Here is a 15,078-nt window from a genome sequence, read left to right on the forward strand (position 1 = left end):
GGAGATAACAGTGATCACAGTTCTCGCCATCACCTTTGCAGCGGCAACTGTGGCGCCCTTGATCTTCCGCAAACTGGGCCGGAACGCCTTCTACGCATTGGCAGCGGTCCCCGCGGCCGCATTCATCTGGTTGCTCTTCCAGTACGGACCCGTATATTCCGGTGGTGGCATAGAAGAAGTTCTGCCATGGATTCCAAGCCTGAAACTTGAGCTGGCCTTCCGGATGGATCCCTTGGCATGGGTCATGTCCCTGCTGATCCTTGGCGTAGGGTCCCTGGTGCTGGTCTATTGCGCCCGGTACTTCAAGAACAAGGACGCGGACCTCGGGGGCTTCGGAGCGCAGTTGCTGGCCTTCGCCGGCGCCATGTTCGGCCTGGTGACTTCCGATGACCTCCTGATGCTGTTCATCTTCTGGGAACTCACAACCATCCTGTCCTACCTGCTGATCGGCTATGCCCGCACGCGTTTGGCGGCACGACGCTCGGCCCTGCAAGCGCTCATGGTCACCACGGCAGGTGGTCTGGCGATGCTTGTAGGCCTCATCATCCTCGGGCAGGCCGCCGGTACCTACAGGATCTCGACGATCCTGGACCAAGCCGGGACGCTCATGACCGGACCCATGCAGGGGGCGGTGACTGCCGCCGTCGTGCTTGTCCTGTCAGGTGCGGTGACCAAGTCGGCGCTGGTTCCGTTCCATTTCTGGTTGCCTGGAGCGATGGCAGCCCCCACGCCTGTGAGCGCCTATCTGCACGCCGCAGCGATGGTGAAGGCGGGCATCTACATCGTTGCGCGCCTGGCGCCTGGCTTTTCGGAGTCGGAATTCTGGCTGCCGGTGGTCCTGGGACTCGGCCTGGCTACGATGCTTGTGGGCGGCTACAGGGCCCTTCGCCAGACGGACATCAAGCTGATCCTCGCGTACGGCACGGTCAGCCAGTTGGGATTCCTGACCATGGTGGTGGGGCTCGGCCGTCCTGATGCTGCACTGGCCGGGCTCGGATTGCTGCTGGCCCACGGCCTGTTCAAAGCCGCGCTGTTCCTGGTGGTGGGCATCATCGATCATCAGTCGGGGACGCGCGATATTCGTAAACTCTCCGGCGTCTTCCGCTCGTCACGTGCCCTGGGTGTTGTGGCTGCAATTGCCGCCGCTTCCATGGCTGGCGTGCCGCCGTTGGCCGGTTTTGTAGCGAAAGAGTCGGTGTTCGAGGCCTTCGTCCACTACGGCACGGGCCATGATGCTCCCGCGTGGGGCATCTGGATTCTGGTGGGCTTGGTGATCGGTTCCATCCTCACCTTCGCCTACAGTGCCCGTTTCATGTGGGGTGCGTTCGCCACCAAGCCGGGCGTTGAACCCACGCCGTTCAAGCCCATCAAGCCTGCGTTCCTCGCCGCCCCGGCTATCCTCAGCGTGCTGACCATCGTGTACGGCCTGTGGCCGGCGCCTGTGGATACCTGGATCCAGCCCTATGCGGCGTTGTTCGCCGACCGCCCGGACGCGGTCGACGCCGGTCACCTGGCTCTGTGGCACGGCCTCACCCCAGCGCTGGGGCTGACAGCCATCACGTTCGCGGCCGGTGCGGCAATGTTCTACGGACGTAACCTCGTGTCCCGAGCCCAGGGCTTGGTTCCGGATTGGGTGGATGGCGACCGCGCGTACCAGCACACTATTGGTGCCCTGGACGATGTTGCCGTGTGGGTCACGGGCCGCACTCAGCGTGGTTCGCTGTACTTCTACCTGGCAGTAATCCTGACGGTAGCGTTTGCTGTGCCGGCTACGGCTCTGATCATGGCGAACAAGCCATTGCCGGAAGGCATCTATTTCATTGACCCCAACTCTCCGCTGCAGTTGGTGGCGGGCGCCGGAATCGTGGTGGGCGCGCTGGCTGCGGTCCGCGCCAACAAGCGCTTCCTGGCCGTGCTCATGGTGTCCGTTACGGGCTACGGCATTGCCCTCATGTTCGCGTTGCAGGGCGCTCCGGATCTTGCCCTGACGCAGATGCTGGTGGAAACCATCGTGCTGGTGGCCTTCGTGCTCGCCATGCGCAGCCTGCCCGCGGAGCTGCGGGACCGGACCGGAGGCAGGCTCAGGGTGATCCGCGTGATCATCGGGGCAGCTTTTGGCGTCACCATGATTTTCGTGGCCATCTATGCCATGGGAGCCCGCGTCGCCACCCCCATTTCACTCGACTTCCCGCGGCTGGCCTATGAAGGCGGCGGGGGCCTGAACGTGGTCAACGTGACGCTCGTGGACATCCGCGCCTGGGACACCTTCGGGGAGATCTCCGTCCTCGCGATCGCCGCCACGGGTGTTGCCAGTCTCATCTTCGTCCGCAGCCGCGGCGATCGCATCAAGACCGCCGACGCCGTGCCTGAAGGCAGCGTGGGGCGCCGCACCGGCGTCGACCGCGGTTCCCGCGACGGAGCCACACTGGCGGTGGCCAAGAAGTTCACTGACGTCACCCGTGACGCCTGGCTGGTGGCGGGCCGCACGCTGGCCCCGGAGCGACGCTCGATCATCTTCGAAGTGGTCACCCGGCTGATCTTCCACTCGATGATTGTCTTCTCCATCTACCTCCTCCTCGCCGGACACAACCTCCCCGGCGGCGGCTTCGCGGGCGGCCTCACGGCAGGCCTGGCGCTGACCATCCGCTACCTGGCCGGTGGCCGGTTCGAGTTGAGCGAGGCGGCGACAGTAAGCGCCGGAACCCTTCTGGGGACGGGACTTGCGACGGCGGCAGCGTCCGGCGTGGTTCCGCTCTTCCTGGGCGGCCAGGTGTTCCAGAGCGCCATTATCGAGTTCTGGCTGCCTGTGTTCGGTGATATCAAGTTCGTCACGTCCACCATTTTCGACATCGGCGTGTACATCGTAGTGGTGGGATTGGCGCTTGACGTCCTCCGCAGCCTGGGTGCCGAAATCGACGAGCATTTTGAGGGCAAGGGCGCACCCCTTGCAGAAGAAGATGCCGCTGACCATTCCGTGCTGGCTGAAGAAGCCGCCGAATCCGCTGCGTCCGGGAAAGGTACCGCATGAGCATCAACCTGACCCTGCTGATCATCATGGGTGTGCTCTACGCCTGTGGCATTTACCTGATCCTGGAACGCAGCCTGACGCGCGTGCTTCTTGGCCTGATGTTGCTGGCCAACGCCACCAACATTCTGATCCTGAGCACGGGCGGCTACGCCGGCCTTGCGCCCTTGTTCACCAAGGAAACAAACCCTGAGGCGTACAGCGACCCCCTGCCGCAGGCATTGATCCTGACGTCGATTGTCATTTCCTTCGCCGTAACGGCCTTCATGCTCGGCATCATTTACCGCACGTGGGTCCTGGCCCGGCAGGATGAGATCCAGGACGACCTTGAGGACGTCCGCGTGGCGAAGACGCCGAGTTTCGACGCCGAGGATGACGCCATTGTGCCGCTGGAAACCTCGGAGTTCGCAATCACCCCATCCAGCGCTGCGGAACGGGACACCACGGATTCCACCGAGACCCCCAAAACGGCAACAACCCAGGAAGGAGGCAGCGCGTGAATCTCGCAAACCTGTCGCCGCTAGCTGTCCTCCTGCCAATTCTGGGTGCTGCCCTGGCTTTCCTTTTGATCCGGCACCAGAGTGCCCAGCGGGTGGTCAGCATTGGCATCCTGAGTGCCACCCTGCTGCTCGAGTGCCTGCTCCTGATGTCCGTGTGGGATGGCGGCACCACGTCCGTCACCTTGGGCGGATGGCTGCCGCCCTGGGGCGTTGTCCTTGTGGTGGACCAGTTCTCGTCGCTCATGCTGGTGGTCTCCACCGTGGTGAGCCTGGCGGTTTTGATTTACGCCACCGGTCAGGGCATGGCCGACGGCGACCATGAAGCGCCGGTCTCAATCTTCCACCCCACATACCTGATCCTGGTGGCGGGAGTATCCAACGCGTTCCTCACCGGCGACCTCTTCAATCTCTACGTTGGTTTCGAGATCCTGCTGACGGCAAGCTACGTCCTCATGACCCTCGGCGGGACAGGTCCGCGTATCCGGGCCGGAGTCACCTACGTTGTGGTTTCCGTGGTGTCATCCGTGTTGTTCCTCATTGCCATCGCCATGATTTACGGGGCGACTGGAACCATCACCATGGCAGATCTGGCCATCAAGCTGGCCGAACTGGACCAAGGTACACAAAACCTCCTGCACGTGATGCTGTTGGTAGCCTTCGGCATCAAGGCGGCAGTCTTCCCCCTGTCCTTCTGGCTCCCTGACTCGTACCCAACCGCTCCGGCCCCGGTCACGGCCGTGTTCGCCGGGTTGCTGACAAAAGTTGGCGTGTACGCCATGGTCCGCACAGAGACGCTCCTCTTCCCAGGGGACACCCTGAACGTGCCTCTCATGGTGGTGGCTTTACTAACCATGGTGGTGGGCATTTTGGGTGCCCTGGCCCAGAGCGACATCAAACGTCTCCTGTCCTTCACCTTGGTGAGCCACATCGGCTACATGGTGTTCGGCCTCGCGATGAGTTCCGTGGCCGGCCTGGGCGCCGCAGTGTTCTACGTAGCGCACCACATCACCGTCCAGACCAGCTTGTTCCTGGTAACAGGTCTCATAGAACGCCGCGGCGGCAGTTCGTCCATTGACCGGCTGGGTGGCTTGGCCAAGCTCTCACCCCTGCTGGCGCTGCTGTTCTTCATTCCAGCCATGAACCTTGCGGGCATTCCGCCCTTCTCCGGCTTCCTCGGAAAGCTGGGCCTCTTGCAGGCTGGCGTGGAACTGGGGACACCACTGGCCATCACGCTGGTGGTAGGCGGTGTGGTCACCAGCCTGTTGACGCTGCTGGCGATCGCGCGTGTTTGGAACAGGGCCTTCTGGCGCAAGCCCGAAGACGCCGAGTACCCGGATCCTGTGCTTCTGGCCAAGGGAAGTGTTGGCGTTCTGCCCCGGACCATGGTCGGTTCGACAGCGGGACTGGTGGTATTCGGCGTCGCGTTGACTGTCTTCGCCGGTCCGCTCTTCCGGGTGGCCGACGGATCTGCGGGAATCATGCTTGACCGCTCGGCTTACATCCATTCAGTGTTGGGTGACTCCGTCCAGGTGCCGCCGCTTGCACAAACAGTTGAAGAGCAGACGGGAGATGCCAAATGAGCCGCAAGCCGATTTCATTCCGCACTGAGCTCCCGCTCCTCATCTGGCTGGTCATTGTTTGGGGCGCTCTGTGGCGGGACTTCAGCCCCGGCAACCTGCTGTTCGGTGCCCTGATTGCGGTGTTGGTGGCGAAGTTCTTCTACCTCCCGCCAGTGGAGCTCAGCGGCAGGTTCAACATTCTTCGGGCCATTCCTTTCGCCCTGATGTTCCTCGCCAAAGTGGTGGCAGCGAGCTTCGCCGTGCTGTTCCTGGCTGTTACCAAAGGGCCCAAGGTGCGCAGCGCCGTCGTCGCCGTTCCCTTGCGCAGCCACTCCGACCTCATGGTGACGGCAACAGGTCATGTCATCTCGCTGATCCCGGGCTCACTGGTGGTGGAAGTGGACCGATCGACGTCCACGCTCTACCTGCACGCGCTCAATATCTACGAAGAAGCTGACATCGACAAGATCCGTCAGGAAGTCCAGAACATTGAAGCGGGCCTGATCCGCATCATGGGCTCGCGCGAGGAAGTCGAGGCGCTCACAGCTGAAGAGCGTCCCGGAATGGAAGGGGCAACGCTGTGAAGGAAATCGTTCTTATTGTCACGGCAGTGATCCTTAGCCTTGCTGCGGCAGGCGCGATTGTTCGCATCGCCATCGGACCATCCCTGTTGGACCGCGTGCTGGCATCCGATGTCCTGCTGGCCATCCTGGGCGCCGCACTGGCGATTGACATGGCGCTGAACCACCACCTCAACAACCTCATGCTCCTGGTAGCCCTGGCCGTGATTGGCTTCATCGGCTCGGTCACGGTTGCCCGGTTCGTTGCTGAGCGGAGGGAACAGAACAATGAGTCCTGACGCAACGGGCGTGGATGCCGTCATTGATGCCGTGACAGCCGTGTTCCTGGTGGTAGGTGCCTTGATGTCCCTCGGAGCGGCCATCGGTTTGCTTCGATTCCCTGACCTCATGAGCCGCATGCACGCTGCCACCAAGCCGCAGGTCCTTGGGCTGTTCCTCATGCTCGCCGCCATCGGTCTGCAGATGCGCACCTGGTGGGTGTGGCCGGTCCTGCTGGTGGCGTGGATCTTCCAGCTGCTGACGGCACCCGTCTCCGCCCACATGGTTGGCCGCTCCGCCTACCGCACCAAGCACGGCCACCGAGAGATGCTCACCAAGGATGAACTTGAGGCCGTCGTCCAGAGGGCGGCCGCGGGGCAAGAACCCGGGGACGATCGCTGAACTGATTGCATGACCCGAACGGCTGGTGCGACCCGAACGGCTGGTGAAGCAAAACAAGCGCGGGGCCACCTCAGTGGCCCCGCGCTTGTCTGTTGTCCGGGTGCTTCCTAGACGATGTCCTGGGATTTGGCGAAGCGGGCGATTGCGCGCTGCGTTCCGCGGTTGGCCAGGACCTGGATAAGGGTGCTCACAAACGCAGAAATCAATGCGAAGGTCAGGGCCGAGCGAAGGCTCGTCTCCATGTCATCGTTGCCTGTGGGTGGCTTGTTGCCGGTGGCTTTTTCCCACCCTTTGTTGACGAGTTTGGTTCCGACGAAGCCCGCTCCGAGGCTCACTCCGGTACCCAGTAGCTTGAGGAAGAGATTCATGTGCCCAGCCTAGCTGTAAAGGCTGGCCGGCATTGTCAGCGGCGGCTTTCCCGTTCCTTAAGAAAAGCGGCCAGGGAACCCACCGGCGCCAGGACGGGAACCACCGTGTGCGGGGCGGACCAGACAGCTTCCACTGAGGTGAACCCAGCGATTTCCTTCAGCAGGAAGTACGTGGGCGGCATCAGTTTCAGCGTTCCGGCGGCCTCGGCAGCGAGAATTCCGTCCACCGGCATCCACAATGATTTCCAGGCTTCAGTGGTCTGGTGCTGGGGTTCAGCCCTTGGGGCTGGCTTGGCGACGTAGAAGTAGGTGTCGAAGCGCTTGGGCATGTCCGTGGGGGTGATCCAGTTGGCCCATGGACGGAGGTTGTCGGCGTCAATGCTCAGCCCGGCCTCCTCATTGACTTCGCGGATTGCTGCCGCCAACACGGTTCCGGCGCTCGTTGCAGCAACGTTCGCGTCCGCCCCGATGGAGCTCTGGTGCCAGTCGGCGACGTGGCGTTGGAGCAGTTCCGTGGGGTAGTCCCAGCCGGACTTGTCAGCAGCATCCACCCGGCCTCCCGGGAACACCACCATTCCAGCGGCGAAGTCCATGGTGCTCACCCTGTGCTGGACAAAGGCCTCGAGGCCCCCGGGAGCGTCGCGAAGCAGGATTACGCTGGCGGCAAGGCGCGGCTCCGCCACAGGGGTGTGGTTGGGAAACTCCTGCTTGGGTAGGTCCGTCATGAGAAATGTGCCCCTTTGCCGCGTGGATTCTGCTGGATCATTCTCTCAGGTCCGGTTGTGGGGCCTGGTCTGCGTGGTTGGGGGTGGGTTTGGGGTGCGGTGTGGGCCCTGCAAGGTGCCCACGATGGGTTGTGGGGCCTTGTGTGCGTGGGTGGGGGTGGGTTTGGGGCGCAGTGTGGGCCCCGCACGGTGTGCTGTTGGGTTGTGGGGCCTTGTGTGCGTGGGTGGGGGTGGGTTTGGGGTGCAGTGTGGGCCCTGCACGGTGTGCTGTTGGGTTGTGGGGTCTGGTGTGCGTGGTTGGGGGTGGGTTTGGGGTGCGGTGTGGGCCCTGCAAAGTGCGCCAATGGGGTTGTGGGGTCTGGTGTGCGTGGTTGGGGGTGGGTTTAGGGCGCAGAGTGGCCCTGCAACGCGTGCCGATGGGGTTGTGGGGTCTGGTGTGCGTGGTTGGGGGTGGGTTTGGGGCGCAATGTGGGCCCCGCAAGGCGCCCTGCAAGGCGCCCGGCAAGGCGCCCGGCAACGTGCCCCCAACGCCCCCGGCAAGCACCGGAAAGCGATTGTGACTGGACAGCAGCGCCCGCCACGCCCGCAGGTGTAAACTGAACCCGCCCATCAGGGCAGATTGATAACGACAGGGGAGCGCCGCCGTCGGACCTTGCAGCGATGCAGGAGACGCGAGGGCGCTGAGAGTGCGGACAGCCGCAGACCCTCGAACCTGATCCGGTTAGTACCGGCGCAAGGGAGTCGAGCTTCTCAGAGTGTCCGGATCCGGGCGGCGCAGGCCGGCTGGGATATCCGGGTAGCACTTTCCCCTCCTGTACCTCAGGAGGCAGAAAAATGACCACGGTAAACGTGAAGAAGACCAGTTATAACTGGCGCGTAGTAGACATCGTGGTGGCGGCATTGATCGCCATCGCCGGCGGCGTTATTTTCTGGGCCTGGTCCCAGGGTGCCGCGCTGGTATCCATTCCCATGAACGCGACGTATCCGCCGCTCACCGGCCTGATTGCCGGTGGCTGGATGATTCCGGCGGTCCTGGGCATGCTTATTATCCGTAAGCCCGGCGCAGCCTTGTTCTGCGAGGCTGTTGCTGCCACCGGCGAGCTCATCATGGGTTCGCAGTACGGCACTACGGTGCTCATCTCCGGCATCCTCCAGGGCCTCGGTGCAGAGCTCATCTTCGCCGCGTTCCGCTACAAGAAGTTCAACCTGCCCACGGCACTCCTTGCCGGTGCGGGCGCGGGCCTCTTCTGCGGCCTTAACGATTCCTTCCTGCCGTGGGGCTGGAACATCGCCTACGAGGCAATCGACAAGCTGGCCTACATCACCTTCACCACCATCTCCGGCGCGATCATCGCAGGCGCATTGTCCTGGGTCGCCACCCGTGGTCTGGCGAAGACAGGCGTCCTGAGCTCCTTCGCGTCGCGCAAGGCCGCTTCGGAGCCAGTCTTCAGCTGATGCCGTCCACCACGAGCGGCACGGTGAGGCCCGCCGCCATCTCAGCCGAGGGCTGGGGTTGGCGGCATGCCGGCCGGGTCCAGCCTGCCATTCAGGGCCTCGACCTCCGGATCGAACCCGGCGAACGGGTGTTGTTGCTGGGTCCTTCGGGTGCCGGCAAGTCGACGCTCCTGCATGCCTTGGCGGGCGTGCTGGGAGACGAGGAAGACGACTCCGACGAGACAGGCTCCCTGCTGATCGACGGCGCTACTCCCCGCGAGCAGCGTGGCCGCGCCGGCCTGATGCAGCAGGACCCCGAAACCCAGGTGGTCCTCTCACGTGTGGGTGACGACGTCGCCTTCGGCGCCGAGAACCTGGCCGTGCCGCGGGACGAGATCTGGGCCCGCGTCCATGAAGCGCTCGACGACGTTGGGTTGCGTACGGCGGCTGGCGGAGGTTTGGCGCTGGATCACCCGACGGCGGCACTCTCCGGCGGCCAGAAGCAGCGCCTTGCCCTTGCCGGCATCCTGGCGATGCGGCCGGGGCTGATCCTCCTGGACGAGCCCACAGCCAACCTCGATCCTGCAGGCGTGCTGGAAGTCCGCGATGCCGTGAACCGGTGCCTGGACAAGACGGGCGCCACGCTGGTGGTGGTTGAGCACCGGGTGTCCGTGTGGAAGGACGTAGTGGACAGGATTGTGGTCCTGCAGCCGGGCTCGGCAGGCGCAGGATCAGGATCGGGCACAGGCTCAGGCACTGGTGTCCTCTTGGACGGCCCGCCGGACAAAGTGCTGTCCGAGGCCCGCAGCATGTTGATGGCAGCCGGTGTTTGGGTTCCCGGATACGTCCCTGCAACACGCAGGCGCAGCAACGAAACCCCTGCGGCGCAACTCCTCCTGGCGGCCCAGGACCTGTCGGTTTCGCGGGAGAAGCCGCGCAGGAAGGGCTTCAAGACCATCCCGCCGATTCCTGTTCAAACGGGTATCAGTGCACAGGTCAGGGCAGGCCAGGCGCTGACCATTACGGGTCCGAATGGTGCTGGGAAGTCCACGTTCGCGCTCACGTTGGCTGGCCTTCTGGCGCCGGTGGACGGAAAGGTGAGCGCCGCCGTCGAGCTTTCAGAAGGTGCGGGCATTGACCCGTTCAGATGGAAAGCAGATCAGCTGATTTCCCGGATCGGAACCGTTTTCCAGGAGCCGGAGCACCAGTTCGTCACGGGCAAGGTCCTGGACGAGCTCATGTTTGGTCCGAAGCATCTTGGCCACGGCGGAGAACGCGTGGACGAGCTCCTGGAGCGGCTGCGGCTCACCCACCTTGTGGATGCCAACCCTTACACCCTGTCCGGTGGTGAGAAACGTCGGTTGTCTGTAGCCACGGTGCTCGCCGCGCATCCCAAAATCCTTGTCCTTGACGAACCAACGTTCGGCCAGGATGCCAACACCTGGGCAGAGTTGGCCTCGTTCTTGTCAGAGCTCCTGGACGCCGGAACGGCCGTGGTCTCTGTGACCCACGACCAGGAATTCAGCGCTGTGCTTGGCGGGACTGAGCTGCGGTTGGATCCAGCAGCCCGGGCCCAGCCGGACCGCCAGGAAGCAGGTGCCGTGTGAGGAACCAACTGAACCTCGGCGGAAACCATGCCCTGCTGACCAAAGCCAACCCCTTGGCGAAGTTTGTGGCCGTCTTCCTCATATCGCTGGTGCTGGCCCTGTCCATCGATTGGGTCTCCGCATCCACCGCGATTGTTGCCGAGCTGGCCCTGTTCCCGCTGGCCGGTCTCACCCTTCGGCTGCTGTGGCAGCGTGCGTGGCCGCTGATCATCGCGGCGGCGATCGGCGGCTGGAGCACGGCGATCGTGGCGGCGGACAGCGGCGCTGTGCTGCTCGACGTCGGCCTCTGGTCCATCAGCGAAGGCTCCCTTGAGCTGGGGCTGGGTTTCATGCTGCGCGGCTTGGCGATCGCCCTCCCGGCGATCCTCCTGATGACCTGCACTGATCCCACCGATTTGGCTGATGCCCTGGCGCAGAAGGCCAAGCTGCCGCACCGGTTTGTCCTGGGTTCCCTGGCCGCCATGCGGTTGGTGGGCCTCATGGCCGAAGAGTGGCAGACCATCGGCATGGCACGCCGTGCCCGGGGGGTGGGATCCCAAGGCAACCCGTTCCAGAGGCTGAAGGCTACGCTCGGCCAGAGTTTCGGGCTTCTGGTTCAGGCTGTTCGGAGGGCATCGCGACTGGCAGTGACCATGGAAGCGCGCGGTTTCGGCGGCGGTCGACGCACGTGGGCGCGCGAATCCACGTACTCGCTGCTGGATGCCTGGGTGGTCCTTGGAGGTTTGCTCATCGCAGCCGGTGCCGTCCTGACGGCCGTGGGCGCCGGGACCTGGAGCTTCGTCTGGCGCTAGCGCTCCTGCGCCAAGAGCTGGGCACCAAGACGTGCCGCCGGTAGCGTTGGGGGCCGCCGGCGGCACTTCGCCTCCGTGCGTGAGGTGGGCTCAGACGGCCCGCTGCTCCTGGATCTCGTCGAATCCTGCCCGCGTCAGGAACCCCAGCTGGGCTTCTTTTTCGGCAAGTTGAATGATGGGTCCCAACTCAAAGCAGGTTGCCTCCAGGCGACGGAGTGCTTTGGCGTTGCGGGAATCCGGTTCCACCACAATCCGGTCCTTGCCCGGCAGGGAGAACATGTATTTGATCAGCGATGTTGCGAGCTTCGGTGTGAAGTGCGGGATGGGCCGGGTGGCTGGAGCCAACAGGAGGTGCATACCGATATCTTCTTCGCGGGCCGGGTATGCCTCGCCCACGGGATCGTGCAGCGGCTCATAGGTCTGGAACAGCGCCAGCGGCTCACCATCGAGCACCACCAAGAACGCGTGGTGGGTCTCCAGTGAGTCAAGGAATTCGTAGATCTCCTGGACGTGCTCGCGGGAATGCTCTGTCATTCCCCAGAACTTGGCGCGAGGCTGGGTGACCCACTCATAGATGAGGCCTATGTCCTCGCTGGGGATCAGCGGCACTATACGCAAGGCACCCCAGCTTTCGAGTTCTTCCGAGTAGACGGTGGTGCGGACAGAGAAGTCCTGGGTGGTGGTAGTCATGGTTTCCTTCGGGGACTGGTACTGCGAACGGGATGTACTACGGGGTGTCTTTGATCAGAACGGACCAATCCGTGACCACAGAGGCAAGCTGCCCCGCGGTCCAGAGCGGCAGTTGGTCGGAGAAATGCTGGTGTCCGGGCCTTCCGGCCGCACCGAAGGGGACGATCCAGCGGCTGTTGCGCACGTCCGACAGGTCCCAGACATAGCGCGCCACGGGGCCGCGGAAACTTCGGTCATCCACGCCGGGAAGGCTTTCGGTGCAGAGCACGCATCCGGTATCTCCACTCAGGCCGGCAGTGGGTGCTGCATCGGCCAGGCTGCCCGGGAGGACGTGAACGGCCAGGAGCTGGTGCCGGTCCGCCCAAGTGGCTCCGTCGAGGAGGGCTTCCTCCAGCGCCACCACCTCCAAGGCCGCTGCGGCTTCCACGGAGACGCTGATGCCAAGTTCCGGGCCGCGCGCCAGCAGCGTCTCCAGTGCAAATCCGATCCGTGAAGCCACGGACAACCAAGGTCCGAACAAGGGGGAGTATCCGGTGGGTTCGGCCAGTGGTGCAAGAGCGGAATGCCGGGCGATCCGTTGGACCAGTGCACCCCGCCATGCGGCGAAGACGGCGGCCTCCCGGCTGGCGGCGTCCATCCGGCCATCCCAGCGCAGCAGTGGGGCGCGCAGCTCTTTGGCTTCCGGGGACAGATCGTCAGCGTCCAGGCCGGCGAGGAGCGAGCGGAACAGCGGCCAAGGACCCAGCAGCGTATCGGTGTGGATGGCCTGCATGTGCTCCAGCGTCAACGCCCCGGTGGGGGTGGATTCCAGCAGCTCCCGGATCCTCAATGCCCGGTGTGCCGGTGCAAACTCCATGGCCACGGGGTCGCCGCCCCCTGCGGCGCGGTCGTTCGCGCTGACGGCAAACTGTTGGACCTCCGTGCGGGGCAAAACGACGTACTGGCCATCCCAGGCATGGCGGGCTGAGAAGGCGGGCGCCGGAAGCCGGCGATTGGCGGGATTCCGCTGTGGAACCAGCCCGGCCACGAAGTGCCGCACAGCCCCGGAATCGTCCGCGGCGACCACACTGTTGACCGGCTCGACCCACGCATCGAACGCGGCCTCCACTGCGGAGACGTTCCGGCTCCGCAGCAGTGCGGGGAGGGCTTCGAATCCCAAGCGGCCCTCAACCCGGGCGGGAAACCGCAGGCTCAAGGCGCCGCCGTCGGGCGTTTCGGAGATGACCGGACCACGCGCGGTTTCAATAATCTCAACGGACACCGGCTCCCCGCCGCGGACGGTGATGGTTTCGGAACTCACGACGACGGTTTCCCAGCCTTCTGCTCCCCGCGCCTCAACGTGGTTGCCGTGGGCGTCGCTGACCCGGCGCAATTCTTCTTCGAAGAGGTCCTGGTAGTCGGCCATGGCGTTGGTGATGGCCCAGGCGGTGTGGCCGGTGTGGGCGAAGTGCGGCAATCCAGGCACACCAGGAAACGCGAACCCGATCGCGTCGAATTCGGGGCACGCCAGCCGCACTTGCTGGTACACGCCGGGGAGTTCCATGAGGCGGTGGGGGTCGCCGGCGATCAGCGGCAGGCCACTAACTGTTTTTGAACCGTGGACCGCCCAGGCGTTGCTGCCGGACCAGACGGGGGCCTCGATGCTGAACAAACCCACGGCGTCATCCCCCAACGTCCGTGCGACGTGAGCCCGGAACATCTTGTTGGGAAAAGTGGAGAACAGGACGTGGTGGACCAGGAAGACGCCCAAGGGAGTCCAGGGATTCCACGGCTCAGGCGCGCTGGCGGACGCGTCGAACTCAGGGCCGCCCCGAAGGCCCTCTGCCAACGCTTGGTTGACCCCGGCCACGTACTGCCCGCACCAGCGTTGAGTGGGGTCGTCGAGGTTTTCGAAGCAGCGGCGCGCGGTGTCATCCAGCCGGGCTTGCCGGGCGAACCTGTCCCAGACCACAGCGTCGGGACCGAGTATTTCAGCGGTGCGGCCCTCTGAACGCCAGCGTTCCAACTCGATCTGCCATGACCGGTCGCTGGCGGCATTGTGGCCCTGCAGGAAGGCCAGTTGATCGGCAGATTCGGCCCACAGGTGCGGGATCCCCCACTGATCACGGTACGTGCCGGGGCCGCCTGCCGGGGCGGGATGGTGCGTCGGGGCAGGCGTCATAATCTCAGGCCGCTTTCGAGCTTAGGTTAGGCTTACTTAAGCTCAAGATAAATGGCTTTGGCCTGGTTCACAAATCGTGGCCGTTCGTGAAGGAGTGTTGCTTGAAGCGCAATTGGGAGGGCGTCGTCCTCAAAGTGATGGGTGCCAAGGACTTCACTTTGGAAGTCACCGGGCGGGAGGAGATCACGCCTGATTTCCTCCGCGTCCACGTGCGCGATGGTGGGCTCCTGGAGCGCAGCGGCCTGCATCCCACCATGTGGATCCGGCTCTGGTTTGACGATTCCGGCAAGGCCCACCAGCGCGCCTATACTCTGGTGGACGCCGACCCGACCGCCGGGACGTTCAGCATGGACTTCGCGATGCACAAGGGGGTCGCCGCAGATTGGGCCCGTTCTGTGCAACCCGGAGACACCATTGACGCCACGGTCCAAGGGAGTTCCTTCACGTTCCCGCAGCCCGCTCCGCGCCGGATCTGGGTGGTGGGGGATCCCGCGTCCATCCCGGCCATCAACTCCCTCCTGGATGAACGGCAGCGTTCCGCTCACGGCGCGGCTCCCGTGACAGCCTGGCTTGAATACCAGCACGACGCCGACCCCTCACTCACAGTGCGGACGTCCAGTCAGGACGTGGTCACGTGGATTCCGCGCAAACGCGATGGTGCTGCGTTGGTGGAGGAGGTCTGCAGTGCGCTCACGGCGGACACTGTTTCAGTGGGTGAGGACTTCTTCTGGATCGCCTGCGAAGCCTCCAGTACGCGTGCGATCGTCAAACATCTGCGCAAGGAACTCGGCGTGGACAAGCACCGTATCGATGCTCTGGGGTACTGGCGGGTCTAGGTACGGCTGTTGCTCTCGTCACGCCCCCGACTAGGACCGGCGTCGGGTTTTTATATCACGCAGGATGCTTCCACTGTGATGTTTGCCGCTGTAACGGCGTTTTGAGCGCGACTTCTAACTCATTTGTGATATTTCTTGGGT

At 63.9% G+C, this 15,078-nt stretch carries 14 protein-coding genes and 1 riboswitch; of the genes, 10 read left to right on the forward strand and 4 right to left on the reverse strand.

Translation table 11 applies throughout. The annotated features are described in order from the left end of the window. Positions 1-10 precede the first annotated feature (10 nt). The 6 genes from BMY91_RS13685 to mnhG are packed head-to-tail and all read left to right on the forward strand — an operon-like array spanning position 11 to position 6,325. Positions 11-3,028, forward strand: coding sequence for a Na+/H+ antiporter subunit A (locus BMY91_RS13685; protein ID WP_090822810.1), 3,018 nt, complete (start codon positions 11-13; stop codon positions 3,026-3,028). Then, positions 3,025-3,525, forward strand: a complete 501-nt coding sequence (locus tag BMY91_RS13690; RefSeq protein ID WP_090822811.1) for a Na(+)/H(+) antiporter subunit C — start codon at positions 3,025-3,027, stop codon at positions 3,523-3,525. Before BMY91_RS13685 ends, BMY91_RS13690 begins: the two co-directional genes overlap by 4 nt. Beyond that, entirely contained in the window at positions 3,522-5,105 is a 1,584-nt protein-coding gene (locus tag BMY91_RS13695; protein ID WP_090822813.1) for a Na+/H+ antiporter subunit D, read from the forward strand. Before BMY91_RS13690 ends, BMY91_RS13695 begins: the two co-directional genes overlap by 4 nt. Beyond that, positions 5,102-5,668 (forward strand): Na+/H+ antiporter subunit E, encoded by a 567-nt coding sequence (locus BMY91_RS13700; RefSeq protein WP_090822816.1) that lies wholly within the window; start codon positions 5,102-5,104, stop codon positions 5,666-5,668. Before BMY91_RS13695 ends, BMY91_RS13700 begins: the two co-directional genes overlap by 4 nt. Beyond that, the gene (locus tag BMY91_RS13705) at positions 5,665-5,943 is read left to right on the forward strand and encodes an MrpF/PhaF family protein (RefSeq protein WP_090822818.1); all 279 of its coding nucleotides are present in this window, start codon (positions 5,665-5,667) and stop codon (positions 5,941-5,943) included. The genes BMY91_RS13700 and BMY91_RS13705 overlap by 4 nt, the downstream gene beginning before the upstream one ends. Continuing rightward, positions 5,933-6,325, forward strand: a complete 393-nt coding sequence (gene mnhG, locus BMY91_RS13710; RefSeq protein ID WP_090822820.1) for a monovalent cation/H(+) antiporter subunit G — start codon at positions 5,933-5,935, stop codon at positions 6,323-6,325. The genes BMY91_RS13705 and mnhG overlap by 11 nt, the downstream gene beginning before the upstream one ends. Before the next feature lie 107 nt (positions 6,326-6,432). Here mnhG and BMY91_RS13715 read toward each other — a convergent pair whose 3' ends face one another. Continuing rightward, a complete protein-coding gene (locus tag BMY91_RS13715) occupies positions 6,433-6,693 on the reverse strand; it encodes a DUF4235 domain-containing protein (RefSeq protein WP_090822822.1) in 261 nt (86 codons plus the stop codon). A gap of 35 nt (positions 6,694-6,728) precedes the next feature. Then, on the reverse strand, positions 6,729-7,418 hold the full coding sequence (locus tag BMY91_RS13720) for an NUDIX hydrolase (RefSeq protein WP_090822824.1): 690 nt from the start codon (positions 7,416-7,418) through the stop codon (positions 6,729-6,731). A gap of 620 nt (positions 7,419-8,038) precedes the next feature. Further along, a riboswitch (TPP riboswitch) is annotated at positions 8,039-8,175 on the forward strand. Between the two features lie 77 nt (positions 8,176-8,252). Here BMY91_RS13720 and BMY91_RS13725 point away from each other — a divergent pair. From BMY91_RS13725 to BMY91_RS13735, 3 genes are read left to right on the forward strand one after another with little or no spacing between them, the layout of a single operon-like run. Continuing rightward, complete coding sequence (locus tag BMY91_RS13725; RefSeq protein WP_090822826.1) at positions 8,253-8,873, forward strand: ECF transporter S component; 621 nt, start codon at positions 8,253-8,255, stop codon at positions 8,871-8,873. Further along, positions 8,873-10,459 carry an ABC transporter ATP-binding protein gene (locus BMY91_RS13730; RefSeq protein WP_090822828.1) on the forward strand — a complete coding sequence of 529 codons (1,587 nt, stop codon included), beginning with the start codon at positions 8,873-8,875 and terminating at the stop codon, positions 10,457-10,459. The genes BMY91_RS13725 and BMY91_RS13730 overlap by 1 nt, the downstream gene beginning before the upstream one ends. Further along, positions 10,456-11,250 carry an energy-coupling factor transporter transmembrane component T family protein gene (locus tag BMY91_RS13735; protein ID WP_090822830.1) on the forward strand — a complete coding sequence of 265 codons (795 nt, stop codon included), beginning with the start codon at positions 10,456-10,458 and terminating at the stop codon, positions 11,248-11,250. Before BMY91_RS13730 ends, BMY91_RS13735 begins: the two co-directional genes overlap by 4 nt. Positions 11,251-11,340: 90 nt before the next feature. Here the strand turns inward: BMY91_RS13735 and BMY91_RS13740 are convergent, their stop codons facing one another. Both BMY91_RS13740 and BMY91_RS13745 read right to left on the reverse strand, forming a co-directional pair. Next, complete coding sequence (locus tag BMY91_RS13740) at positions 11,341-11,940, reverse strand: GNAT family N-acetyltransferase (RefSeq protein ID WP_090822832.1); 600 nt, start codon at positions 11,938-11,940, stop codon at positions 11,341-11,343. Positions 11,941-11,977: 37 nt separating this feature from the next. Continuing rightward, entirely contained in the window at positions 11,978-14,101 is a 2,124-nt protein-coding gene (locus BMY91_RS13745; RefSeq protein ID WP_090822834.1) for a penicillin acylase family protein, read from the reverse strand. A gap of 101 nt (positions 14,102-14,202) precedes the next feature. On the opposite strand from BMY91_RS13745, the gene BMY91_RS13750 reads away from it, so the two are divergent. Further along, positions 14,203-14,937 carry a siderophore-interacting protein gene (locus BMY91_RS13750; RefSeq protein ID WP_090822836.1) on the forward strand — a complete coding sequence of 245 codons (735 nt, stop codon included), beginning with the start codon at positions 14,203-14,205 and terminating at the stop codon, positions 14,935-14,937. Positions 14,938-15,078 lie beyond the last annotated feature (141 nt).

Origin of the sequence: Arthrobacter sp. yr096, assembly GCF_900108925.1 — a bacterium.
GTDB lineage: Bacteria > Actinomycetota > Actinomycetes > Actinomycetales > Micrococcaceae > Arthrobacter.

Bases quoted from the DNA above. Each gene is read 5' to 3' on its own strand.
- BMY91_RS13740 (WP_090822832.1), bottom strand. From the start codon at position 11,940: ATGACTACCACCACCCAGGACTTCTCTGTCCGCACCACCGTCTACTCG.
- mnhG (WP_090822820.1), top strand. From the start codon at position 5,933: ATGAGTCCTGACGCAACGGGCGTGGATGCCGTCATTGATGCCGTGACA.
- BMY91_RS13725 (WP_090822826.1), top strand. From the start codon at position 8,253: ATGACCACGGTAAACGTGAAGAAGACCAGTTATAACTGGCGCGTAGTA.
- BMY91_RS13730 (WP_090822828.1), top strand. From the start codon at position 8,873: ATGCCGTCCACCACGAGCGGCACGGTGAGGCCCGCCGCCATCTCAGCC.
- BMY91_RS13700 (WP_090822816.1), top strand. From the start codon at position 5,102: ATGAGCCGCAAGCCGATTTCATTCCGCACTGAGCTCCCGCTCCTCATC.
- BMY91_RS13720 (WP_090822824.1), bottom strand. From the start codon at position 7,418: ATGACGGACCTACCCAAGCAGGAGTTTCCCAACCACACCCCTGTGGCG.
- BMY91_RS13745 (WP_090822834.1), bottom strand. From the start codon at position 14,101: ATGACGCCTGCCCCGACGCACCATCCCGCCCCGGCAGGCGGCCCCGGC.
- BMY91_RS13690 (WP_090822811.1), top strand. From the start codon at position 3,025: ATGAGCATCAACCTGACCCTGCTGATCATCATGGGTGTGCTCTACGCC.
- BMY91_RS13715 (WP_090822822.1), bottom strand. From the start codon at position 6,693: ATGAATCTCTTCCTCAAGCTACTGGGTACCGGAGTGAGCCTCGGAGCG.